This is a genomic window from Chelatococcus caeni, from assembly GCF_014196925.1.
GTDB classification, from domain to species: Bacteria; Pseudomonadota; Alphaproteobacteria; order Rhizobiales; family Beijerinckiaceae; genus Chelatococcus_A; species Chelatococcus_A caeni.
The window spans coordinates 1,742,580-1,765,326 of sequence record NZ_JACIEN010000001.1; the positions used below are offsets into that span (position 1 = coordinate 1,742,580).

General features: G+C 68.5%; 18 protein-coding genes. 6 read left to right on the forward strand and 12 right to left on the reverse strand.

What is annotated here, in order from left to right; all coding sequences use genetic code 11:
• Positions 1-8: 8 nt before the first annotated feature.
• Positions 9-935: a phosphonate ABC transporter substrate-binding protein gene (gene phnD, locus GGR16_RS08225; protein ID WP_183316220.1), complete on the reverse strand. Its 927-nt coding sequence runs from the start codon at positions 933-935 to the stop codon at positions 9-11.
• 62 nt (positions 936-997) lie between these two features.
• Positions 998-1,813 (reverse strand): phosphonate ABC transporter ATP-binding protein, encoded by an 816-nt coding sequence (gene phnC / locus GGR16_RS08230; RefSeq protein ID WP_019401543.1) that lies wholly within the window; start codon positions 1,811-1,813, stop codon positions 998-1,000.
• 167 nt (positions 1,814-1,980) lie between these two features.
• On the opposite strand from phnC, the gene GGR16_RS08235 reads away from it, so the two are divergent.
• Positions 1,981-2,601 (forward strand): DapH/DapD/GlmU-related protein, encoded by a 621-nt coding sequence (locus GGR16_RS08235; protein WP_183316221.1) that lies wholly within the window; start codon positions 1,981-1,983, stop codon positions 2,599-2,601.
• Between the two features lie 7 nt (positions 2,602-2,608).
• On the opposite strand, the gene GGR16_RS08240 is transcribed toward GGR16_RS08235, so the two are convergent.
• The 6 genes from GGR16_RS08240 to GGR16_RS08265 form a co-directional block, all read right to left on the reverse strand.
• Positions 2,609-4,576, reverse strand: coding sequence for an alpha/beta hydrolase domain-containing protein (locus GGR16_RS08240; protein ID WP_183316222.1), 1,968 nt, complete (start codon positions 4,574-4,576; stop codon positions 2,609-2,611).
• A gap of 114 nt (positions 4,577-4,690) precedes the next feature.
• On the reverse strand, positions 4,691-6,205 hold the full coding sequence (locus GGR16_RS08245) for a malonate--CoA ligase (RefSeq protein WP_183316223.1): 1,515 nt from the start codon (positions 6,203-6,205) through the stop codon (positions 4,691-4,693).
• Between the two features lie 28 nt (positions 6,206-6,233).
• Complete coding sequence (locus tag GGR16_RS08250; protein WP_183316224.1) at positions 6,234-7,592, reverse strand: malonyl-CoA decarboxylase; 1,359 nt, start codon at positions 7,590-7,592, stop codon at positions 6,234-6,236.
• Positions 7,593-7,611: 19 nt separating this feature from the next.
• The gene (locus GGR16_RS08255; protein WP_183316225.1) at positions 7,612-8,931 is read right to left on the reverse strand and encodes a TRAP transporter large permease; all 1,320 of its coding nucleotides are present in this window, start codon (positions 8,929-8,931) and stop codon (positions 7,612-7,614) included.
• On the reverse strand, positions 8,928-9,455 hold the full coding sequence (locus GGR16_RS08260) for a TRAP transporter small permease subunit (RefSeq protein WP_183316226.1): 528 nt from the start codon (positions 9,453-9,455) through the stop codon (positions 8,928-8,930). The genes GGR16_RS08255 and GGR16_RS08260 overlap by 4 nt, the downstream gene beginning before the upstream one ends.
• A gap of 261 nt (positions 9,456-9,716) precedes the next feature.
• The gene (locus GGR16_RS08265; RefSeq protein ID WP_019401630.1) at positions 9,717-10,715 is read right to left on the reverse strand and encodes a TRAP transporter substrate-binding protein; all 999 of its coding nucleotides are present in this window, start codon (positions 10,713-10,715) and stop codon (positions 9,717-9,719) included.
• A 137-nt stretch (positions 10,716-10,852) separates the two neighbouring features.
• Between GGR16_RS08265 and GGR16_RS08270 the strand changes: the two genes are divergently transcribed.
• The 3 genes from GGR16_RS08270 (at position 10,853) to GGR16_RS08280 (ending at position 14,545) form a co-directional block, all read left to right on the forward strand.
• The gene (locus GGR16_RS08270; RefSeq protein ID WP_019401631.1) at positions 10,853-11,509 is read left to right on the forward strand and encodes a GntR family transcriptional regulator; all 657 of its coding nucleotides are present in this window, start codon (positions 10,853-10,855) and stop codon (positions 11,507-11,509) included.
• Between the two features lie 194 nt (positions 11,510-11,703).
• Positions 11,704-12,498, forward strand: coding sequence for a PstS family phosphate ABC transporter substrate-binding protein (locus GGR16_RS08275; RefSeq protein WP_019401632.1), 795 nt, complete (start codon positions 11,704-11,706; stop codon positions 12,496-12,498).
• A 7-nt stretch (positions 12,499-12,505) separates the two neighbouring features.
• Entirely contained in the window at positions 12,506-14,545 is a 2,040-nt protein-coding gene (locus GGR16_RS08280; RefSeq protein ID WP_183316227.1) for a methyl-accepting chemotaxis protein, read from the forward strand.
• A 113-nt stretch (positions 14,546-14,658) separates the two neighbouring features.
• Here GGR16_RS08280 and GGR16_RS08285 read toward each other — a convergent pair whose 3' ends face one another.
• On the reverse strand, positions 14,659-15,807 hold the full coding sequence (locus tag GGR16_RS08285) for a 2Fe-2S iron-sulfur cluster-binding protein (RefSeq protein ID WP_019401634.1): 1,149 nt from the start codon (positions 15,805-15,807) through the stop codon (positions 14,659-14,661).
• Between the two features lie 71 nt (positions 15,808-15,878).
• Positions 15,879-17,648, reverse strand: a complete 1,770-nt coding sequence (locus tag GGR16_RS08290; RefSeq protein ID WP_019401635.1) for an ethylbenzene dehydrogenase-related protein — start codon at positions 17,646-17,648, stop codon at positions 15,879-15,881.
• Positions 17,649-17,827: 179 nt separating this feature from the next.
• Here GGR16_RS08290 and purU point away from each other — a divergent pair, with 179 nt between their 5' ends.
• Together purU and GGR16_RS08300 are read left to right on the forward strand one after the other, a co-directional pair.
• Positions 17,828-18,691 (forward strand): formyltetrahydrofolate deformylase, encoded by an 864-nt coding sequence (gene purU / locus GGR16_RS08295; RefSeq protein ID WP_183316228.1) that lies wholly within the window; start codon positions 17,828-17,830, stop codon positions 18,689-18,691.
• 255 nt (positions 18,692-18,946) lie between these two features.
• Positions 18,947-19,162, forward strand: a complete 216-nt coding sequence (locus GGR16_RS08300) for a hypothetical protein (RefSeq protein ID WP_026015039.1) — start codon at positions 18,947-18,949, stop codon at positions 19,160-19,162.
• Positions 19,163-19,303: 141 nt separating this feature from the next.
• On the opposite strand, the gene GGR16_RS08305 is transcribed toward GGR16_RS08300, so the two are convergent.
• Positions 19,304-20,755 (reverse strand): aldehyde dehydrogenase family protein, encoded by a 1,452-nt coding sequence (locus tag GGR16_RS08305; RefSeq protein ID WP_183316229.1) that lies wholly within the window; start codon positions 20,753-20,755, stop codon positions 19,304-19,306.
• 149 nt (positions 20,756-20,904) lie between these two features.
• Positions 20,905-22,746: an ABC transporter ATP-binding protein gene (locus GGR16_RS08310; protein ID WP_183316230.1), complete on the reverse strand. Its 1,842-nt coding sequence runs from the start codon at positions 22,744-22,746 to the stop codon at positions 20,905-20,907.
• Position 22,747: the final 1 nt, after the last annotated feature.

The window sequence follows — 22,747 nt, forward strand, 5'->3', positions numbered from 1 at the left end:
GGATGCGCTCAGGACGCCTTCTTGCGCTTCAGGCGGTCGACGAACTCGATGAGCTCGATGGTCGCCTTGTAGTCCTGCGTCGTGACCGGGGCGAAGCCCTTGTCCTTGCCGTCGGAGAGCTTGTCGAAGGCGGTCTTGTCCTTCTGCGGCGCCTCCTGGAAGGCCTTGGTGATGGCCTGCTTGAGGTCCGCCGGCAGGTCGGTGAGATAGGCGTAGGGCGAGCCCTGGATGAGGTCCGACTTGTAGATGATCCGGAAGTTCTCCTTCTTCGCCATGCCCTTGTTGGCCATGCGCGTCAGGTTTGAGTCGTTCTCGGAGTTCCACCAGTTGAAGGCGACGTCGACCGTGCCCTGGTCGAGCGCGGAGACAGCGTTCTCGTGGCTGCCGGCATAGACGACCTTGCCGAAGAACTGCTCGGGATCGATGCCCTGCTTGTCGAGGGCGAAGCGCGGCACGTTGTTGCCCGAGGTCGAGTTGGGGTCGACGAGGCCGAGGTTCTTGCCCTTGAGGTCGTCGATCGACTGGTAGGGGCTGTCCGCCTTCACATAGGCGACGGAATAATAGCCGACCGTGCCGTCGGAGTTGATCGTCGTCACGAAGGGCTCGACGCCGCCGCTCGTCACCTTGACGGCGCGGGAGAGCGAGGCAGGGCCGTAATAGGCGATGTGGATGTTGCCGGCCTTCTGGCCCTCGATGACCGCGGCATAGTCGTTGGCGATGCGCAGCTTCACCGGCACGCCGAGTTCCTTCGACAGATAGGCGACGAAGTCGTCGTAGCGCTCGTTCACGCCCGAGGCGTTCTCGGCCGGGATGACGGCGAAGGTGATCTCGGGATACTTCGCCTTCCAGTCCTCAGCGAAGGCCGGGATCTGGGCCATGCCGGCGAAGGCGAAGGACGCGGCGGCGGCACCGATGAGGGCGCGGCGGTTCAACATCGTGGTCTCTCCTCAAGAGTAAGGTCCGGCGCGGATCGCTGCGCCGGCGTCCATCGCGGCGCTCAGGCCGGGATCGCGACAGGGGAACGGGCGCCCCATCCGGCGGCTGCCGGGGACGTTGCGCCCTCGCCGATGACGTCGGCGGCCTCGAGCCCGTAGAGCTCGCGCGCCACGTCGTCGGTCAGGCTTTCCGGCAGGCCGTCGAAGACGACGCGGCCCGCGGCCATGCCGACCAGGCGGTCGCAGTAGCTGCGCGCCAGATCGAGCGAATGCAGGTTGCAGATGACGGTGATGCCGTAGGTGCGGTTGATGCGCTGCAACGCGTCCATGACGATGCGCGTGTTGCGCGGATCGAGCGAGGCGATCGGCTCGTCGGCCAGGATGATCTCGGGCGACTGCGCGAGCGCCCGGGCGATCGCCACGCGCTGCTGCTGGCCGCCGGAAAGCTGGTCCGCGCGCTGCGCCGCGAGCCCGGCGATGTCGAACTGCTCGAGCGCCGCGAGCGCGATCGCCTTGTCCTCCGGCGCCCACAGGCGCACGAGGGATTTCGCCGAGGGCGCGGCATTGAGCCGGCCCATGAGCACGTTGGTGAGCACGTCGAGGCGGCCGACGAGGTTGAACTGCTGGAAAATCATGGCGCAGCGCGCCCGCCAGTCGCGCAGCTCACGGCCCCTGAGGCCCGTCACGTCGACGTCGCCGCAGCGGATGCGCCCGTCGCTCGGGTCGACGAGCCGGTTGATCATGCGCAGGAGCGTCGACTTGCCGGCGCCGGAGCGGCCGATGACGCCTACGAAGGAGCCGGGAACCACGGTCAGCTCGACACTGTCGACAGCCGTCTTCGCACCGAAACGTCGGCTGACGCCTTCGAGAACCAGCATGCAGCAACCTCCACGATTGCTGCGTTAGCTAGATCGAGCAGACGACACTATCATGACAATCAATAAATTGATCGATTTGCCATCTAACAACTTTTCAATACTGTTGCTACCGTCACAACAGCGTCATATCGGCACACGAAACCTGCGCGCCACCTCCCGGGAGACGAATGATGGGCAAGCGCCTCGGCGAAACGCCGACGATCCACCCGACCGCCAGCGTGCTGCGCTCGACGCTCGGCCGCTACACGGAGGTCGGCGCGCGCACGAGCCTCGTCGAGACGACGCTGGGCGACTACAGCTACATCGTGAACGACGGCGACGTCATCTACACGACGATCGGCAAGTTCTGCTCCATCGCCGCCCAGGTGCGCCTCAACCCGGGCAACCACCCCATGTGGCGGGCGAGCCAGTCCCACTTCACCTACCGCGCCTCGGCCTATTTCGAGGGCGAGGAGGACGAGAGCGGGTTCTTCGACTGGCGCCGGGCCCAGCCCGTCACCCTCGGCCATGACGTGTGGATCGGCCACGGCGTCACGGTGATGCCGGGGGTGACGATCGGCACCGGCGCCGTCGTCGGCTCCGGCGCCGTCGTCACGAAGGACGTCGCCCCCTACGCCATCGTCGCCGGCGTGCCGGCAAGGCCCATCCGGCCCCGCTTCCCCGCCGCCGTCGCCGAGCGGCTCATGGCGCTCGCCTGGTGGGACTGGAGCCATGAGCGCCTGCACGCCGCCCTGCCCGACTTCCGCGCGCTGCCGGTCGAGGCCTTCCTCGAGAAGTACGGCGGCTGATCCGGCCTCAGCGGGCGACGTCGGAGGCTTCCGCGGCACGGACGATGGTGTCCGCGTCCGCCGGCAGCATCAGCCGCTCGTCAACGAGCTTGCGCGCCGCGGCGGAGACCGCCGCCACATAGGCGGCATGATCGGGATAGCGCTCCTCCAGCGACAGGCGCCCGTCGCCGGCCTCCTGCCGCGCCGCCCTGGTGCGGGCGAGCGGGACTTCGGAGCCGGTCAGGCCGCAGATGGCGCCCTCGGCGAAGCCGGCCTTGCGCAGGTTCCAGCCGAGATAGGTCGCCGTCGGCGCCTCGATCACCGGCAGGCGGATGCCCGCGACCGCATGCCCGTCGGCATCGACGCGCGGCAGGAAGACGGGATAGGCCGGTCCTGCGACGGGCGGCATGCGCGTGTGGTCGACGAGCGACTTTTCGTTGTGCTCGCCCGCGAATTTCAGGCCGGGAATGCCGTCGTAGCCGGCCTCCTGTGCGGCGACGAGCGTGCCCTCCTCGAGGCCCGGATAGCGGCTCGGCGGCGGCTCCCGGCCCTCGGCCACCCAGGCATCGAGCGCGACGAGCAGCGCGCGCATGGGCGCGCCGGCGTGCAGCGGATTCGACGGCAGCTGGCAGGCCGCCGCCGGCGCGGACTTGGCGCCGAAGGGCGTGAAATGCGGCAGCCCGGCGAAGTAATAGGCGCGCACGTTGTCCGGCAGCGCCAGCGGCTTGCCGGCCGCGTCGGTGACGACGAGCGACAGGCGCGCCTGCACCGCCTCCGTGTCGGTGTCGGTCTGGATCACCTTGGGGCAGGAGCCGGCGGCCTCGCAGCGCTTCAGGATGCCGTCCGTGGTGCCGCCGATCGGGTCGAGGCTCGTCGCATAGGAGAACGGGAAGGCATCGCCCGGATAGAGATGGTCCTCGTGATCGCGCGAATAGCGGCCCGGCTGGGCGAAGCGCGCATTGGTGAAGGTTCTGCGCGCGCCGGCGATGTGCGGCATCAGGCCGTCGAACACGGGCCGCCCGCTCTCGTCGTCGTTGAACCCATGGTAGAGGAGATCGCGCAGGAAGCGGCCGCTCTGGGAGATGCCGATGGCATAGGCGGCCTTCAAGGCCGGCGCGCCGTCCGCGGCGAGAGGATTGGCGCTCCCGTCCGGCGCCGCGCCCTCGTAGCGCAGAAAGGAGACGAGGTCGCGCACGGCGGCAAAGCCGAGGCCCATGACCTTCGGGTCCTTCGCCGCGTAGATGAACTCGTAGATGGCGCCCGCATCGAAGCCCGGCGCCTTGGTGATCTCGATGCGGGTCGGGCTCAGATATTTGAAGGAGAGACCGGCCGGCGTCGCGCGCGCATCGCCTTCCCGGGCCCGCACCGTCAGCCGCGCCTTTGCGGGATCAGGATCGGCCGCCGGATAGGAGAGATCGATGGCAACCACCGGCCCCTCGGTGCCCTTGGTGTCGTCGAAGACGAATTCCTCGCGGCTCTCCCCCGTCACGCCGGGCACGGTCGGCACGTCGAGGCCCAGAAGCCCGCCGGCGGTCGCGAGGTCGCCCTGCCATCCGCTCCAGACGAGGGTGTAGCCCTGGTCCATGAGGAAGCCGTTGCCGGCATCGGCGGCCGAGGCCGGGTCATTCACCATCGGGGCGTCGTTCAGCAGGCTGAGCCCGAGCTTGCGGCCGCGGTTGGTGACTTCGTAGAGGAGCTTGCCGTTGCCGCGCGCGGGATCGGCCGGCTTCAGGATGTGCACGTCTGTCGAGAAGACCACTTCGCCGGCGGCGTTCCGGGGCGCGAGCGCCAGGTCCACGATGCCGGCGTTGCGCGCATCCTCCGGCTTCACCGCCATGGTGACGCGCGCCACGATCTTCTCGTAGGGGCCCGCCGCGAAGCTGCGGCCGGCGAAGGCCGGCGCCTCGGTGCGCGTGACCTCGAAGCCGACGACGCGCGCCTCGGCGCCGGCGGCGAGTGCGACGAAGGATAACCCGGCGAGCAGCAGTCCTTTCACGGCCTTCCCTCCCTGCTTCGCCCGAGCGGCCGCGGCGGCGCGGGACGCGCCGTCATCTCACCGTCGGGGATTGCCTCGTGCCGCCGCGGGCCGCCGGTCAGGCCTCGGGATGCCTCACCGCGCGTAGAGGTCCTTGTAGGTGTCCCGCAGCACGTTCTTCTGCACCTTGCCCATGGTGTTGCGCGGCAGCTCCGGCACGATGAAGACATGCTTGGGCTGCTTGAACTTGGCGAGGCGCCCTTCGAGCGCCTTCACGATGGCGGCGGCGTCGACGCTCGCCCCCTTCTCCGCGACGACGGCCGCCGTCACGCCCTCGCCGAAATCGGGATGCGGCACGCCGAAGACGGCGCTCTCGACGACGCCGGGCATGGCGTCGATCTCGCTCTCCACTTCCTTCGGGTAGACGTTGTAGCCGCCGGTGATGATGAGGTCCTTGCCGCGGCCGACGATGTGGACATAGCCGCGCTCGTCGACCTTGCCGAGGTCGCCGGTGATGAAGAAGCCGTCGTCGCGGAACTCGGCCTTCGTCTTCTCCGGGTTGCGCCAGTAGCCCTTGAAGACGTTGGGCCCCTTGACCTCGATCATGCCGATCTCGCCCTGCGGCAGCGCCTGCCCGCCTTCGGGATCGACGACGCGCAGCGTGACGCCCGGCAACGGGAAGCCGACCGTGCCGGCGACCCGGTCCCCCTCATAGGGGTTGGACGTGTTCATGTTGGTCTCGGTCATGCCGTAGCGCTCGAGGATGGCGTGGCCCGTGCGCTCGCGCCATTCGCGATGGGTGTCGGCAAGGAGCGGCGCCGAGCCGGACACGAAGAGGCGCATGTGGCGGGTGGCCTCGCGCGTCAGGCCCTCGTGCTGCAGGAGGCGCACGTAGAAGGTCGGCACGCCCATCATGGCGGTTGCCTTCGGCAGGAGACGCATCACCTCGTCGGCGTCGAACCTCGGCAGGAAGAGCATGGACGCCCCGGCGGCGAGGATCACGTTCGTCGCCACGAAGAGCCCGTGCGTGTGGAAGATCGGCAAGGCATGCAGCAGCACGTCGGCGCTGGTGAAGCGCCAGTAGTCGACGAGCGTCAGCGCATTCGACAGAAGGTTGTCGTGGCTGAGCATGGCGCCCTTCGAGCGCCCGGTGGTGCCGGACGTGTAGAGGATGGCGGCGAGATCGTCCGCGCCCCGCTCCACATCGGCGAAATCGGGCGCCTCGCCGGCGGCGCGCTCCATCAGGCTGCCCTTGCCCGCCGCATCGAGCGTGTCGACCCGCGCGCCGTAGCGCTCGGCGACGGGCACGAGCCCGTCGCGGCTCTTGGGGTCGCAGACGACGAGGGCCGGCTCGGCATCGCCGAGGAAATAGTCGAGCTCGGCGAGCGTATAGGCCGTGTTGAGCGGCAGGAAGACGGCGCCCGCGCGCAGGCAGGCGAGATAGAGCATGACCGCCTCGGGGCTCTTCTCCACCTGCACCGCCACCCGGTCCCCCGGCCCGACGCCGCGCGCCACGAGCGCATGGGCGATCCTGCCGGTGCCGGCGACGAGGTCGCCGTAGGTGATGATCCGCCCGGTCGGCGTCTCGATGAAGGGCCTGTCGGCAGCCGGCATGCGGGCGGCGAGTTGGGCGAAGAGATAGGATGGCATGGGCTTTGTCTTCGTTCTGTTTTCTTGTTCAATCGGTGACGGGCACGAGCGTGCGCGACGCCCGCTCGCCCTTCAGCTGCTTCCTCACCGCCGCGGCGGCGATGACCTCGCCCGAACCCGCGAAGGCCTCGTGGTTCTTCTCGATGTCCTCGAGCGCGTAGAGATAGTTGACCATCAGGCCATGGGCCTGGCCGAGGCCCTTGGCGCTGGTGTCGCCGAGGAAGTTGAGCCGCTCCAGCCGCGCCCCGTTGCCGAGGTGGAAGCGCGCCACCGGATCGACCGGCCGGCCGTTCGGCGTCTTGGCCTTGAGGAAATACCAGGCGGCGGCGGGCAGCAGCACCTTGCGCACCTTCTCCGCCGTCGCCGGATCCTCGTGCCAGCCCTCCTCGTCGAGCGCCGCGAGCACCGTCTTCGCCTCGGCATCGAGCGCCTGCGAGGCCTCGGAGCCGCGCTCGCGCTCGAGCCATTTCGCAAAGCCCGGCACCGGCGACAGGGTGACGAAGGTCTTGAGGTTGGGCAGGTCGCGCTTGAGGTCGTCCACCACCTGCTTGATCAGGAAGTTGCCGAAGGAGACGCCGCCGAGCCCGCGCTGGGTGTTGGAGATGGAATAGAAGACGGCGGTCGTCGCCGCCTCGGCGGCGATCGGCTTGCGGTCCTTGGCGAGGAGCGGCGCGATCGCGCCGGGGATCTCCGCCGTCAGCGCCACCTCGACGAAGATCAGCGGCTCGTCGACGAGCTGCGGGTGGAAGAAGGCGAAGCAGCGCCTGTCCGGCGGCTCGAGGCGCCGGCGCAGGTCGTCCCAGTCGTGGATCTCGTGCACCGCCTCATAGCGGATGATCTTCTCGAGAATGTTGGCGGGCGTCGTCCAGTCGATGGGGCGCAGCACCAGGAACCCCCTGTTGAACCATGACGAGAAGAGATGCACGAAATCGGCGTCGACCGCCCTGAGGTCCGGCCGGTTCGGCAGATGCTCGATCAGCTCCTCGCGCATCCTGACGAGCGCGGCTGTGCCGCCCGGCGCCAGGTTGAGGCGGCGCATCAGCTCCTGCCGGCGCGCCTCGGCGGCGGTGTGCAGCCGGTGCAGCGTCGCCGCACCGGGCTTGTCGTGATAGGCCGCGATTGCCTCCTCGACCTTCTGCGGGTCGGCGCCGAAGCGCTCGGCGAGCGCCGTGAGGAAGGCGAGGCGCGTGGCGAGCGGGGCATTGGCATAGGTGTCGAGCACGGCCTTGGCGAGCGCCACGCCCGAGGCCTCGCCGCGGCCGGAGAGCAGGTGCTCCGACAATTCGGCGACGTCGCCGCGCGCCGCCGCATCGCGCGCGAGCCCGAGCATGGCCCGGCCCCGCTCGCTGAGCTGCTGCAGGAGTTCGTTGAAGAACGAGTTCGGCATCCGCCTCTCCTTGATCCTGTCAGACTGCAGGCCCCATCACGACATCCGGCAGCCACGTGGCGATCTGCGGAAAGATGCACAGGAGGAGGATACCGAGGAACATCACGAAGACATATGGCAGCGAGCCCCACAGCACCTCCCGCGTCGGCACCTGCGGCGCGATCGCGTTGATGACGAAGAGGTTGAGGCCGATGGGCGGCGTGATGAGCCCGACCTCCATGTTGATCGTCAGCACCACGGCGAACCAGTAGGGGTCGAAGCCCGCCTGCGTCACGATGGGGAAGAGCAGCGGCGCCGCCATGACGATGACCGCAACCGGCGGCAGGAACATGCCGGCGACCAGCAGGAAGACGTTGATGACGCCCATCAGCAGCCAGCGGTTGATCTCGAGCGAGGCGATGGCGCCGGCGATGGTCTGGGTGATGAAGAGCGAGGACAGCGCGAAGGCGAAGAGCTCCGCCGCCGCCATGATCATCATGATCATGATGCTCTCGCGCATCGCCGTGCCGAAGATCTCGACGACGGGCCCCGCCCGGAACAGCCGGTAGACGATGATGACGACGCCGAGCGTGAGGAAGGCGCCCGCCCCGGCCGCCTCGGAGGGCGTCGCGACCCCGCCGTAGAGCACGAAGAGCACGCCGAGGATGATGACGAGGAACGGCACGACCCGCGGCAGCGTGGCGAACTTCTGCGCCAGCGTGAAGCGCCCGCGCCCCGCATCGCCGAAGCGGAAGCCCTTGCGCTTCGCATCGACCAGTGCCCAGGCCATGAACATCGCCGTCAGCATCAGCCCCGGCAGGACGCCGGCGAGGAACAGCCGGCCGATGGAGGTCTCGGTGGCGATGCCGTAGACGATCATCGTGACCGACGGCGGGATGAGGATACCGAGCGTGCCGCCGGCGCAGATGGATCCGGTGGCGACGGAGGCGGGATAGCCCCGCTTCATCATCTCGGGAATGCCCATCTTGCCGGTGGCGGCGCAGGTGGCCGGGCTCGAGCCGGTCATGCCCGAGAAGATGGCGCAGGCGCCGAGGTTCGACAGCACGAGCCCGCCCGGCACCCGGTTGAGCCAGCGGTCGAGCGCCTCGTAGAGGTCCTTGCCCGCGGGCGAGGCCGCGACGGCGGCGCCCATGAGCACGAACATCGGGATCGAGACATAGGCGAGGTTGGCGATGCCCGCATACATCGTCTCGCCGAGGACGTCGAAGATGCCGAAGCCTTCCTCGACCAGGAGCCCCGCGATGGCGGCGAGGCCGAGGGCGAAGGCGATCGGCATGCCCGTCGCCAGGAAGGCGAAGAGCGAGCCGACGATGACATAGGCAGCGATGGAGAGCGTCATGCGTCGGCTCCTGCGGCGTGCGGCAGGCGCTGCGCCGCCGACGTCGAGGTGAAGAGTTTCAGGATCTCGGCGACGTACTGCAGGCTGAGCAGCCCGAAGCCGACAGGCAGCGGGATGAGCGGGATCCACAGCGGCGGCGCCCAGACGGTCGACGTGGTCCAGCCGCCTTCCCACGCCTCGTGGAAATAGAGGACGGAAGCGACGAACATCGCGATGCAGAAGGCAAGGCCGAGGAAGGCGCCGAGGATGGCGAGCGCCCGCCGCACCGGCGCGCTCGCCAGGGTCTCGATGACGTCGACCCCGACATGCCCCTTGCGCAGGAGGACGTAGGGCGCGCCGAGGAAGATCGCCGCCGTCGCGCTGAAGACGACGAAATCGGTCTGCCAGATGGTCGGCGCGCGAAAGATGTAGCGCATGAAGATCATCTGGCAGACGACGACCATGGCGGCTGCGATGAGGACGCCGGCGACGATGCCGAACAGGCGCGATACGTTGTCGACACCGGCAACGAAGGCTCGAACCATGTGCGTGTTCCGTTCTCCGAGATGGACCGTGCCGGCTTCGATCCCTCCCCTCCCGGGGAAGGTGGATCGGTCCGAAGGACCGGGATGGATGGGGTCACAGTCCCGGCACCGTTCACGGCACCTGCCGCGCCCCCTCCGTCGCCGCGTGCGCGGCGCGCCACCTCCCCGGGGGGGGGGGAGGATCACCCATCCTCTCTCCGGGGCGGGACGGGGCTTTCGCCACCGTCCAGCACAACCTCTGCGTTTCCCGAAGCCCTCACCTCACTCGACGGCGAGCGCCTTCTCGATCAGCTCCTGGCCGCCCTTCACCTTCTCGGCGAAGTTCTTGTAGGAGGATTCCTGCGCCACCTTCAGCCAGGCCTCGTAGTCCGCCTGGGACATCTCGACCACCTCGACCCCCGCCTTCTTGAAGGTGTCGATCAGGAGCTGGTCGCCCTTCTTCGATTCCTCGTTGAAATAGGCTTCCGACGTCTTGCCGGCATCGAGGATGGCCTTCTGCTGCTCGGGCGTGAGCTTGTCGAAGACACGCTTCGACATCAGCACCGGCTCGTACATGAACCACAGTGCGTTCTCGCCCGGCGCCGTGAGGCACTTCACCTGCTCGTAGAGACGATAGGAGATGAAGCTCGACGAAGAGGTGTTGGTGGCATCGAGCACGCCGGTCTGCATGCCGGTATAGATTTCCGACGAGGGCATCGACGAGATCGAGGCACCGGCCAGGGCCAGCATCTGCTCGAAGGCCGGGCCGGCGGCGCGCGTCACCTGTCCCTTGATGGAATCGGGGCCGGTGATGCAGTTCTTCTTGGAGGCGAAGCCGCCCGACAGCCAGGCATCGGCGATGACGACGGCGCCAGCATCCTCGATGATCTTCTTGATATCCGCCATGAAGGGCGAATTGTTGAGCCGCTCGGCACGCTCGTAATTGCGCACGAGGCCCGGCATCAGGGTGGCCGAGAACTGCGGATGGCGGCCCGAGGCATAGTCCAGCGGGAAGGCCGACATATCGAGCTGCCCCTTGGTCAGGGCGCCCCACTGCTCGTTCGGCTTGAAGAGCGAGGCACCGGGGAAGACCTGGATCTTGAGGCCGACATTGGCCTTCTCCACCTCGCGGGCGATGATCTGCACCATCTCGTCACGCGGGTCGCCCTTGCCGCCCGGGAACTGGTGCGAGGCCTTGAGCACGATCTCCGCGGCGGCGGGCATCAGGCCGCTGATCAGGACGGCCACGGCACCGGCCGTCGCCAACAACGTCTTGCGCATGTCGTTTCCTCCGAATGGTCTGGCTCCCTGGGAGCCGGGCCTCTTGCGGGCCTTGGCGCTATCGAAATCAAACTTGCATCCGCTGTCAACGATTTTGTATACAATACAGATCGTCTCGTATGCGATGGTGCGATCACATGAGCGGCAAACGCGGCTTCGTCCTCAGGGACGCCCTGGAGAACGACATCGCCATGGGCCTTCTCAAGGCGGGAGAGCGGCTGGACGAGGCGACGCTCGCGCAGCGCTTCGGCGTCTCGCGCACGCCGATCCGCGAGGCCCTGCTGCAGCTCGCCACCACGGGCCTCGTCGAGATCCGCCCGCATCGCGGCGCGGTCGTCGCCCAGGTGGGCCCCTCGCGGCTCATGGAGATGTTCGAGGTGATGGCCGAGATCGAGGGCATGTGCGGCCGCCTCGCCGCCCGCCGGGCCGACGGGAGCGACCTGACGGCGCTGGCGGCGGCACAACAGGATTGCCGCGCGGCTGCCGAGGCCGACGATACGGACGGCTACTACTACGCCAACGAGCGCTTTCACCACGCCATCTACCAGGCTTCCCGCAACGGCTTCCTTGCCGAGCAGGCCACACTGATGCACCGGCGTCTCAAGCCCTATCGGCGCCTTCAGCTCCGGGTTCGTGGTCGCCTTCACACCTCGCTCGCCGAGCACGACGGCATCCTCGCGGCCATCGAGCGAGGGGATGCGGAAGCCGCCTCCCACCTGCTCAAGGCGCACATCATCATCCAGGGCGAGCGCTTCGGCGACCTTGTCGCCAATCTCGCCGAGCACACGGCCTGAGCCGGCTGCGCGATTTAACGCTCGGCGAGCGTAAATACTGATTTGATCTGCGGAAGTAGCGGACGGTTAACCGACAACATGACCGTTCGTGGGGCGCATTGCACTGAACGCCACAACTTTCGGTAAGTTCACCTTTCATTACCCTCTGTCTCCTATCATGCAACAATCGGGGCAATAACGAGACAAGAGGAAGCATGCGCAAGCTCGTCGGCCTGATCTGCGCCGCCGTCGTCGGCCTCGGCCTGCCAACAGCCGCGAAGGCGGAAGAACTGCGCATCGTCGGCACCGGCGACGGCATCGAGATCCTGAGCGCCGTGGGCGAGCTCTACATGGAGCGCCAGCCCGAAACGACGATCATCGTGCCGCCGAGCATTGGTTCCGGCGGCGGTATTCTTGCCGTCGGCTCGGGAAGGGAGATCCTCGGCCGAATCGCGCGTCCCCTGACCGACGCCGAAAAGGCGCAGGGCGTCGTCGCCGTCCCCTTCGTCAAGCTCCCTTCGGCCTTCTATGTCCATCGCAGCACCGGCGTCTCGTCGCTGACGGGAGCGCAGATCCGCGGGCTCTTCTCCGGCAGCATCGAGAATTGGCGCGAGGTCGGCGGAAACGACCTGCGCGTGCGTGTCGTGCGCCGCGAGGACCGTGACAGCACGCTCTTGGTCCTGCGCGCGACCATGCCCGGCTGGGACAAGCTCGTCTTCACCGAGAAATCGAAGACCGCCTTCACCACGCAGGAAGGCATCGAGACCGTGCGCGACGTGGAGGGCGCCATCGGCTTCGGCCCCTATTCCGCCAACCTGCCCGACGACCTCGTCGTGCTGAAGGTGGACGGCCTGTTTCCGACGGACGACGGTTATCCCAGCGCCAATGCGGTCGACATCATCTACAGCGAGAAGACGGTGACCCCGCAGGCGCGCGACTTCCTCTCCTTCCTCTCCTCGCCGGAAGCCCGTGCGATCATGCGCCGCATGGGCGGCGTGCCCACGAAGTGAGGTCTACGTGAAAAGCCTGTCGTCGCTCGGCACGCGTTTCACCATCGCGATCGTCGCCACGGCCCTGGCGGCTTTCGCAGCACTGGTGGCGCTCACGGTCATGCGCCTCGATCGCGGGCTCAACCGGCAGGCGCTGCAGCTCGAGGCGCTCGCCGAAACGAAGCTCTCCGAGCGGCTCGATGCCGATGCCAAGCTCGCCGCCGCGCGCCTGCACAATGTCTTTGACGAGGTCACCTACCGCATCAACGCCATCGCACTCAGGGCCGATGTGGGGCGCGCCATCACGTCGCGAAACGTCGTTGCGATGAGCGAACTGCTCTCGCGCGCCGCCGAGGTGGCCAAGATCGACGGCATCCTCGTCATCGACAACAAGATGCACGTCATGGGCTCGCACGATCAGTGGCTCGATATCCTCGGCGCCGATGACGCGCTGCAGAAGAGCCAGCTCGCCGATCGCATCCGCCCCCTTCTAGCAGACAACGACAGGCGCCGGCCGCGCATCCTCGAGGTGGTGATGCCGCTCGACGAACAGACGGCGACGGCCATCGGCGCCGTTGCCCCGGCCCCGGCCGCCGCCATCGTCGTCACGCCCATCTTCGACGATTTCGGAGACGTGGTGGCGGCGCTCATCGCCCACCGGGCGCTGCGCGCCAGCGAGCCTCTCCTCAACGAGTTCTCGCGCCTGACGAACACGGGCGTGGCCGTGCTCTCCGGGGACAGGATCGTCTCCCGCTCGGGCCTGCCGCCCCTGACGGGAAGCTTCTCGTCCCACACCAACAACAACCTGCTCGAAACCCCCGACGGACATTTCTTCGCCCGCTGCATCGGCTTCCCCGCGAACCTCCGCGTCTGCGCCCTCGCCCCGCGCACCGAGGCCTACCAGCTCAGGGACGAGACCGTGCGCATCGGCGCAGCCGAGACCCGCGCGCTCGTCGCCTGGCTCGTCGGCGGCGCCAGCCTCGCGCTCATTGCCTTCGCCGCCATCGCCCTCGCCACCGCCCGTCACGTCACCCGGCCGCTGGAGCGCATCACCGAGGCTGTCGGCGCCGTCGCGCAGGGCGACTGGCGCACCCACGTCTCCGGCGCCAACCGCAAGGATGAGGTGGGCGACATCGCGCGCGCCGTCGTCCTGCTCCAGCGCTCGCTGCAGGAACGCGACCAGTTGCGCACCCACGTCGCCTTCGCCGAGACCGTCAAGCAGCGCCGGGAGGCGCTGGAACAGGCCATCCACCGCTTCGACGAGACGATGCGGTCGGTTCTTGTGCGCGTCGGCGGCGGCATCGACACGATGGACGCCATGGCGCACCAGCTCGCCGACGTGTCCGCTGCCGCCGAGAGGGAAGCCGTCGAGGCCGTCGCCGCCTCGGAAAGCACCGTCTCGAGCGTCACGCTCGTGAAGCAGGCGACCGAGCAGCTCAGCACCTCCATCGCCGAGATCGCCGGCAAGGTGCAGGAGACGGCCACCGTGGTCGACGACGGCAATGCCGTCGCCCGCACGGCCACGGCCAAGGTCGACGGCCTTGCGGAGGCGGCGAGCAAGATCGGCGCCGTCGTGCGCCTCATCGACGAGATCGCGGCCCAGACCAATCTCCTCGCCCTCAACGCGACGATCGAGGCCGCCCGCGCCGGCGATGCCGGCAAGGGCTTCGCCATCGTCGCCAACGAGGTGAAGGCCCTGGCCGGCCAGACGGCGAAGGCCACCGACGAGATCGCGAGCAAGGTCGCGGCCATCCAGGAGGCGACCGGCGAGGCGGTGAGCTCGATCGAGATGATCGCGCGCACCCTCGAGAACGTCATGGCGCATACGAAGGCGATCGAGATCTCCATCGAGCGCCAGACCGTGGCGACGCAGGAGATCGCCGGCAGCGTCTATGCCGCCTCCAACGGCACGGTCGACCTGTCGCACAGCGTCGATCGCCTCAAGGCGACGATCGGGGATGCCCGCAGCACCTCCGTCCACGTCGTCAACACGGCGACCGTCATGGTCGAGGAGGCCCGCCGCCTCGACCAGACCGTCCGCACCTTCCTGACCGAAGTCTCGGCTTAAAGCATCTTCGACCGGAGCGGCCGCCGGATCGGCGGAAGAAAACGCCAGATTCTCAAAAGGATAGGCGCTCTTTCTGATTCAATTGGTTGGAAAGAGCCGTGGCGCCCGCCTGGTTATTCCCGGCGCATCAGCCGCCGTGCGGCGAAAAGCGTCTCCTGCAGCGGCCGCCGCGCCGCGGGCCGGCTCGCCGGCCGCGCGGCCGGCAGGCGGCCGGCGTCGTCCATCCCGGCCATCTGCGGAGCGAAGAGGCCGGCATCCTGCGGCACAGGCGTGCGGCCGGGCGTGCGCAGCAGCCGCGCCATCCTGTTCATGAAGGACATGCGCTGCTGGCTGGGCAGGAAGGGATCGGCGAAGCAGAAGGCCCCGGCCGACAGCGCCTTCAGCTTGACGGCGTCGACCAGCCCCGGCGCGCCGGCGACATAGACCATGTCCGACGGCCCGAGCAGCGGCAGGTAGTTCGTCGGCCGTCCCGAACGCACGAGCCCGCCCCCGCCCTGCTGCGCCGTCGCGATGACCTCGCGCGCACCGTGGTCGCGCAGCCAGTCGAGGGAGTGGCGCATGTAGAGCCCGTCGAGGTCGCGTGCACCGGCGATGACGATGATGTCGCGGCGGGGCCGGGCCCGCACGGCCTCGCGCGCCACGGCCCAGATCGGTGCCCAGCCGGTGCCACCGGCAACCAGCACCATGAGGCCGTCGCCACGGCGAAAGAAGGCATGGCCGAACGGCCCCCGCACATCCACGCGATGCCCGGGCATGATGCTGCGGCCGAGTTCCGACGAGACGATGCCGTCCGGCAGCATGCGGATGTGGAAGACGAGTTCGTGCGCCGCGCGCGTGCCGTCCCAGCGCAGGGTCGGGCTGTAGTCGCGCGGCGGAAAGCCGGCGAAGGTGACGCTCACATATTGCCCGGGCAGGTAGTCGAGCGGGCTGCGCAGCTCGACGACCACTTCGACCACGTCGTGCGAGAGGGCGCGCATCGCGGCCACCTGGCCCGAGCGCTTGGTCGCTTCCGGCACCTCGTCATAGGTGATGACCGCATCCCCCTCGAGCGTCGCCTGGCAGGCGAGCACCGTGTCGCCCTCCCCGGTGCCCTGGTCGTCGACCGCCCCGGAGACGACGCGCACGCGGCAGGTCTCGCACTGCCCCGAGCAGCAGTCGTGCGGCACCGCGATCCAGCCCCCCATGGCCGCATCGACCAGCGTCTCGCCGACGCTGGCCCGAACCGTGCGTCCATTGACCGTCAGGTTGCACTTGCTTGCCATGTCTCACCTCTGGCGCCGCATCCGCCCCGCGGGCGCGGCAGAACGGGACGCTGCGCCGGGCAGCGGGCGCATCACTCGACGACCAGCTTGACGGGACGCACGTGGCGCGTGTGCCGGGTCTGGGTGTGGTCGAAGACGGCGACCCACATGTAGAAGGGCTCGCCAGGCACGAAATCGACGTCGTACTTGCTGCCTGTGGCCAGGGCGCGCTTGGTCTCCAGCGTCCACCACCCGTCCGCCCAGCGGGCGGCACCGGTGACATCGGCGCGATCGCCGCTGTACTCGCCCATGATGAGCACGCCGGGGATCACGGTGCCGACGGGGATGGCGGCATCGAGCTCCGGCGAATAGGGGGCCGTCTCCGCCTCCATCATCCACCACTGCGCGCCCTCGCTGTCGATGCTGTCGGGGTCGAGGTCGAAGGTCTTGAGCTTGGCGACGGTCTGCCGGTAATCGACCGGCAGGCGCTTCAGCTGCACGGGGCCGCGGTAGCCGCCCGGCGGCTCGGAGACGTAGTTGTAGACATAGAAGGCCTTGCCCGGATCGCCGGTGTAGCCGCCCTGGTAGCGGGCCGTCTTGTTCCAGTCCGCCTCCTTCGGCTCGATCGGCGGGCCGATGAACTGGTCGTCGACCTGGCCGAGCAGACCGCCGCGCGAGGCCTTCCACTGCCACATGTCGATGTAGCTGTCGTCGGTGGTGTAGTGCAGGCCGCGGTTGTTGAGCGCGCCCGGCTTGTCGGGAAGCGGCCGCGGGCCGAGATGGGTCGCCCCGCCTCCGCCGAAGGCCTGCGAGCGCGAGAAGATGACGGACAGCTTGTCCTCGTAGAAATTGAACACGTCCGCGGTATCGGCGTGATCGTGGATGAGGTGCCAGCCGTCCTCCCGCTTGATGAGCGGCAGGCGGCGCAGCGAGCGCGACGGATCCTGCCAGCGGAAGGCGAAGTAGATGTTGTCGGCATCCCGAACCGCCCGCACCTCGACGAGCGATTCACCGCTGCCGCCGAGATTGGCGCCCTGCTGGGTGCGGATGCGCACCGGGCCGGCCCGCCGCCAGGCGGGATCGTCGAGCACGCCGTCGAGCGTCGGCGCCTCGTCGACGACGCCGACCGTCAGCGTGTCGCGCGTGCCCCAGTCGAAGGCGGCGATCGCGCCCGCGACCGGCACGCCGACCAGGACCGCCGTGAGCAGGGGGCGGGCCTTCATGCCGCTGTTGGCCACGAGCCGCGTCGGCCGGAACAGCCGCAGGATCTGCGCCCAGCCGCCGTAGAGGAAATGCGCGACGACGTGAACGACAATGTAGGCCAGCACGGCAAGGGCGCAGGCCGCATGGACGGCGACGATCCAGCCGCCGTAGCCGAGGTAGAGCGCGATACCGGTCGCCGTGAGGACGGCGACGAGCCCGTAGATCACCCAGTGCAGGATGACGTTGACGGCGCCCCAGCGCAGGCGGTTGGCGGCGGGCATGACGAGCGCCCGCGTCTTCTTCAGCGCCACCCGATGGCGCAGGCCGCTGCGCAGCATGTAGAGCGCATAGGCCGTCGCGGAGAAGAAGAGGACGAGGCTGGCGACGAAATGGACGGTCCAGATCTCCCCCTGCGGCAGGATGGGCTCCAGCGCCTTGGAGATCACGGCCTCGGGCGCGTCGGCCGAGATGCGCAGGCCCGTCAGCAGGCTCGCCACCATGGCGATGGCGACGAGCCAGTGCAGGAAGATGGTGCCGATATCGGTGCGGGGCGGCCCCTCCCTGTCGCGGGTTGCGGCCTGCCTTGCCGCCCCGGCCGTGGCCCGTCCGGCCGGTCGGGATCTGTCGATCCCTTCTCGCAGATGTCCGATATCGGCCATGCTCGTCACCCGTATCGAGGAAGTCGGATCCGTGAATGCTGTTTTGATTTAAATTTTAATCTATCTTTTATCAAATCAGACCGGTCGCCAATAGCCAAGACTGATCGTGCGGCGAAATTCTGTGGTGCTGCGACGCCGTAGCCCTTGCAGATTCTGGAAAAAGGCTCAAAAGGGCGGCCATGTCACAGCCGCACTACGTCCTCACCCTGTCCTGCACTAACCGCCCCGGCATCGTGGCGGCGGTTTCGACGCATCTGTTCGAATCGGGGTGCAACATCCTCGACGCGCAGCAGTTCGACGACACCGAGAGCAACTGCTTCTTCATGCGGGTGGTCTTCAACCCGCTGAACGGCGCCCCGACGCTGGAGGAGCTCAGGCAGAGCTTTTCGCAGGTCGCCGAGCGCTTCTCCATGGCCTGGACGATGCGCGACAGGGCGGAGAAGAGGCGGGTGATGATTCTCGTCTCCAAGTTCGACCACTGCCTCGTCGACCTGCTCTATCGCAGGCGCCTCGGCGAATTGCCGATGGATCTCGTGGCCGTGGTCGCCAACCACCCGCGCGAGACCTACGGCTCGCTCGATTTCGACGGCGCCGCCTTCCATCACCTGCCGGTGACGAAGGAGACGAAGCTCGAGCAGGAAACGCGCCTGTGGGAGCTCGTCCGCGAGACCGGCGCCGAGGTCGTCGTCCTCGCCCGCTACATGCAGGTGTTGTCCGACGGGCTCGCGGCCAAGCTCGCGGGGCGCTGCATCAACATCCACCACTCGTTCCTGCCCGGCTTCAAGGGCGCCAAGCCCTATCACCAGGCGCATGCGCGCGGCGTGAAGGTCATCGGGGCGACGGCCCACTACGTCACCTCGGACCTCGACGAGGGCCCGATCATCGAGCAGGACGTGGAGCGCATCAGCCACCGCGACACGCCGGACGACCTCGTGCGCAAGGGCCGCGACATCGAGCGGCGCGTGCTGGCCCGGGCCCTGCGCTATCACCTCGAGGACCGCGTCATCCTCAACGGCCAGCGCACGGTGGTGTTTACGGATTGATCACGGCCCGAGCGCCGCCGGGCGCTTGGGAGAATTGGAAACAAAGGTCGCGCCGTTCAATGCACATGGTGCGTATAATATCAATATATATTCCGAATTGAACTGATCGCCGCATCTGCAATTTCCATATCGAGAACAGACAGAACTTGCAGAGACCTCTATTCCACGGATTGGCGACAGCCGCCATTTGCATGACGCATGAATAGAGGTTCGACCATGCCAAATCCCCCCAAGATCGCCCCGGAGCGCGGATACATGCCCGGAACGCACCTGCCGGGACAGAGCATTGCCGCCCAGGCCGATGCCTGGACGCGAGGTCTCACCCAGACCATCCAGCAGCTCCCGCCGGGCCAGCAGCACCTTGCCGTGAACCCGGCCAATCCCGGGATCGGCGCGGGCAACGCGGCCAATCCCGCAAACGCCGCCAACCCGGGAGCCGGCGCCAACAATCCCGGAAATGCCGCCGGCTAAGGCGGAAGCAGTCCGGGCTGCGCCGGCCCTGCACCTATCGACCGGCAGGTGACGGGCGCCCGCCGGGCAGCGAGGACGGCATCGCGCAACACGGATTTTCACGATGCGTGATGCCGTCCTTCGACCGGCCCTATTGACCGCCTAGCCGTGCAGGATGGCCACCGTCTTCAGCACCGAGAAGCCGTAGAGCGCCTCGAACCCCTTCTCCCGGCCGTGGCCGGAGCGCTTGACGCCGCCGAAGGGCAGTTCGACGCCGCCGCCTGCGCCATAGTTGTTGATGAAGACCTGGCCGGACTTGAGCGCCCGCGCCATGCGCAGCTGGCGGCCGCCGTCGCGCGTCCACACCCCCGCGACGAGGCCGAAGTCGGTGCCGTTGGCGATGCGCACGGCCTCCTCCTCGCCCTCGAAGGGGATGACGACCTGCACCGGGCCGAAGATCTCCTCCTGCGCCAGCCTGTGGTCGCCCGACACATTGGCGACGAGCGTCGGCCGCACGTAGCAGCCGCCGGCCGGCGCATCCGCCACGATGCCGCCCTCGCCGGCGATGGCGAGGCCGTCGGCCCTGGCAATGCCGATATAGCGCTCGACGATCTCCTTCTGCCGGGCCGAGACCATGGGGCCGACGTCGAGGTCCGCGAGCGCAGGCCCCACCTTCAGCGCCCGGTAGCGCTCCGCCATGCGCGCGACCACCTCGTCGAAGACGGCGCGCTCGACGAGGATGCGCGAGGAGGCCGAGCAGGTCTGGCCGGCGTTCTGGATGCCGGCATTGACGAGGAAGGGCAGCGCGACGTCGAGGTCGGCGTCCGCGAAGACGACCTGAGGCGACTTGCCGCCGAGCTCGAGCGTCACCGGCACCGCGTTCTTCGCCGCGGCGGCCTGCACCAGCGCGCCGGTCGCAACGGAGCCGGTGAAGGACAGGTGATGGACGCCGCGATGCGCCGAGAGCGCCGCTCCCGCCGCCTCGCCCGTGCCCGGCACGACGTTGAGCGCCCCGGCCGGCAGGCCCGCCTCCTGCGCGATATAGGCGAAGGCGAGCGCCGTCAGGCAGGCCTCCTCGGCCGGCTTCAGCACCGTCGCATTGCCCATGGCGAGCGCCGCGCCGACCGAGCGGCCGATGATCTGCATCGGGTAGTTCCACGGCACGATATGGCCGGTGACGCCGTGCGGCTCGCGCAGGGTCAGCACCGTGTAGCCGTCGAGATAGGGAATGGTCTCGCCGTGCACCTTGTCGGCCGCGCCGCCGTAGAACTCGAGATAACGCGCCAGCGCCAGCGCATCGGCCTTCGCCTGTTTCAGCGGCTTGCCGACATCGAGCGCCTCGAGGCGGGCGAGCTCGTCCGCCTTCTCGGCGACAAGCCGCCCCATGGCCGAGAGGACGCGCCCGCGCTCGGTCGCCGTCATCCGGCCCCAGGCGCCGGACAGGGCCTCTTCCGCCGCGCCGACCGCGGCGTCGACATCGCGGGCGCCGCCGGCGGCGATGCGCGCCAGTTCGCTGCCGTCGGAGGGATTGACGAGGGGAAGCGTCTCGCCGCTCGCCGGCGCCCGCCATTCGCCGGCGATGAGGACGCGGTCGGTCGCAAAGGCAGCAGTCATCTCGTTCACCCGTTCGCTGATCTGTCGCTGACGCTGTTCTAGAGCATTTTCCGCCGAAGTGGATACCGGTTCGGCGAAGAAAATGCTCTATTCTCAAAAAGATAGACGCTCTTTCCGATTTAATTGAATCGGAAAGAGCTATCGCCGCTTCAGCCGCCCGAGGGGACCTCGCCCGCCGCCGGGCCCGCCCCCGCCGGCCGCATGGCTCGCGCCGCGAGCGCCCGCGACAGATCGGGCGAGGCGGCGAGAAGCTCGCGCGTATAGGCGTGCCGAGGCGCCGCGAACACCTCCGCCGTCGGCCCCTCTTCCACGATCTGGCCGGCGCGCATGACGAGCACCCGGTCGGTGATGGCACGCACCACCGTAAGGTCGTGCGAGATGAAGAGATAGGCGAGCCCGTGCTCCGCCTGCAGGTCGGCGAGAAGGTCGAGCACCTGGGCGCGGATGGAGACGTCGAGCGCCGACACCGGCTCGTCGAGGATGATGAGCGCCGGCCGCGTGATGAGAGCCCTTGCGATGGCGAGGCGCTGGCGCTGACCGCCGGAGAACTCGTGCGGATATTTGTCCGCATCCTCCGGCCTGAGGCCGACGTCGCGCAGCACCGCGGCGATGCGTCGGTTGCGCTCGGCCGCGTCGATCTCCCCGCGCAGGAGATGGAGCGGCTCGGCGACGAGCCGGCCGGCCTTGTGGCGTGGATCGAAGGAGCCGTAGGGATCCTGGAACACCACCTGCACGGCCCGCCGCATGGCGGTGAGATCGGCGGCGGAGAAATCGGCGAAGGAGCGGCCGCGGAACAGCACGGCCCCGCCCTGCGGCGGCTCCAGCGCCATGAGCGTGCGCGCCAGGGTCGACTTGCCGCAGCCGGATTCGCCGACGAGGCCGACGCTTTCACCCGGCCGGACGGCGAGGCTCACGGCATCGACCGCGCGCCGCTTCTCGGGCGCCTTGAACAGCGACCGGCGCCGGCCGCGGTATTCACGGACGACGGACTGCGCAACAAGGATAGGAGTGCCTGGTCCCTCCTCTCGGCGAGAGGGTGACGGATACGGCTGATCCCTCCCCTTCAGGGGAGGGTGGCTCGCGCCTCTCGGCGCGAGACGGGTGGGGTCCGGGCTGGGAGCAGTGCCCTCGACGGCAGCCGCGCCGCCCCCTCCGTCGCCGCTATGCGGCGCCACCTCCCCCTCACGGGGGAGGATCGGTGGCGCCGTCAACTTGCGCCGCGCCGGCACGTGGGTCGATGCTTCCAGCAGCGCCTTCGAATAGGGATGCCGCATGCCGGAGAAGAAGGCCGCCGTCGTGCCCTCCTCCACCACCTCGCCGTGGCGCATGACGGTGACGCGGTCGGCCATCTCGGCGACGACGGCAAGGTCGTGGGTGATCATGAGGAGGCTCGTGCCCTCCTCGGCCACCAGCTCGCGCATCAGTTCGAGGATCTGGGCCTGCGTCGTCACGTCGAGCGCCGTCGTCGGCTCGTCGGCGATGATGAGCTTGGGCTTCAGCGCCACCGCCATGGCGATGACGACGCGCTGGCGCTGGCCGCCGGAGAGCTCGTGCGGATAACGGTCGAGCGGGAAGCGCGACGGCGGCAGGCCGACCCGCTCCAGCGCCTGCCCGGCCCAGGCCGTGCATTCGGCGCGCCGGGCGCCGAGGTGCTGGGCAAAGCACTCCGCCACCTGCGCGCCGATGGTCTTCAGCGGGTTGAGCGCCGTCATCGGCTCCTGGAAGACCATGCCGATGTCGCGCCCGCGCAAGGCGCACATCTGCGCTTCGCTCTTGGAAAGAAGGTCCTCGCCGTCGAGCAGGATGCGCCCGCGCGCCTGCGCACCACGCGGCATGAGCTGCATCGCCGCGAGCGCCGTCATGGACTTGCCCGAGCCGGATTCGCCGACGAGCCCGAGGATCTCGCCCTCGCCCACCGAGAGCGAGACCCCCTTGAGGATCGGCAGGCCGTAGATGGAAAGGTCGAGCCCCTCGACGCTGAACATGGTCATG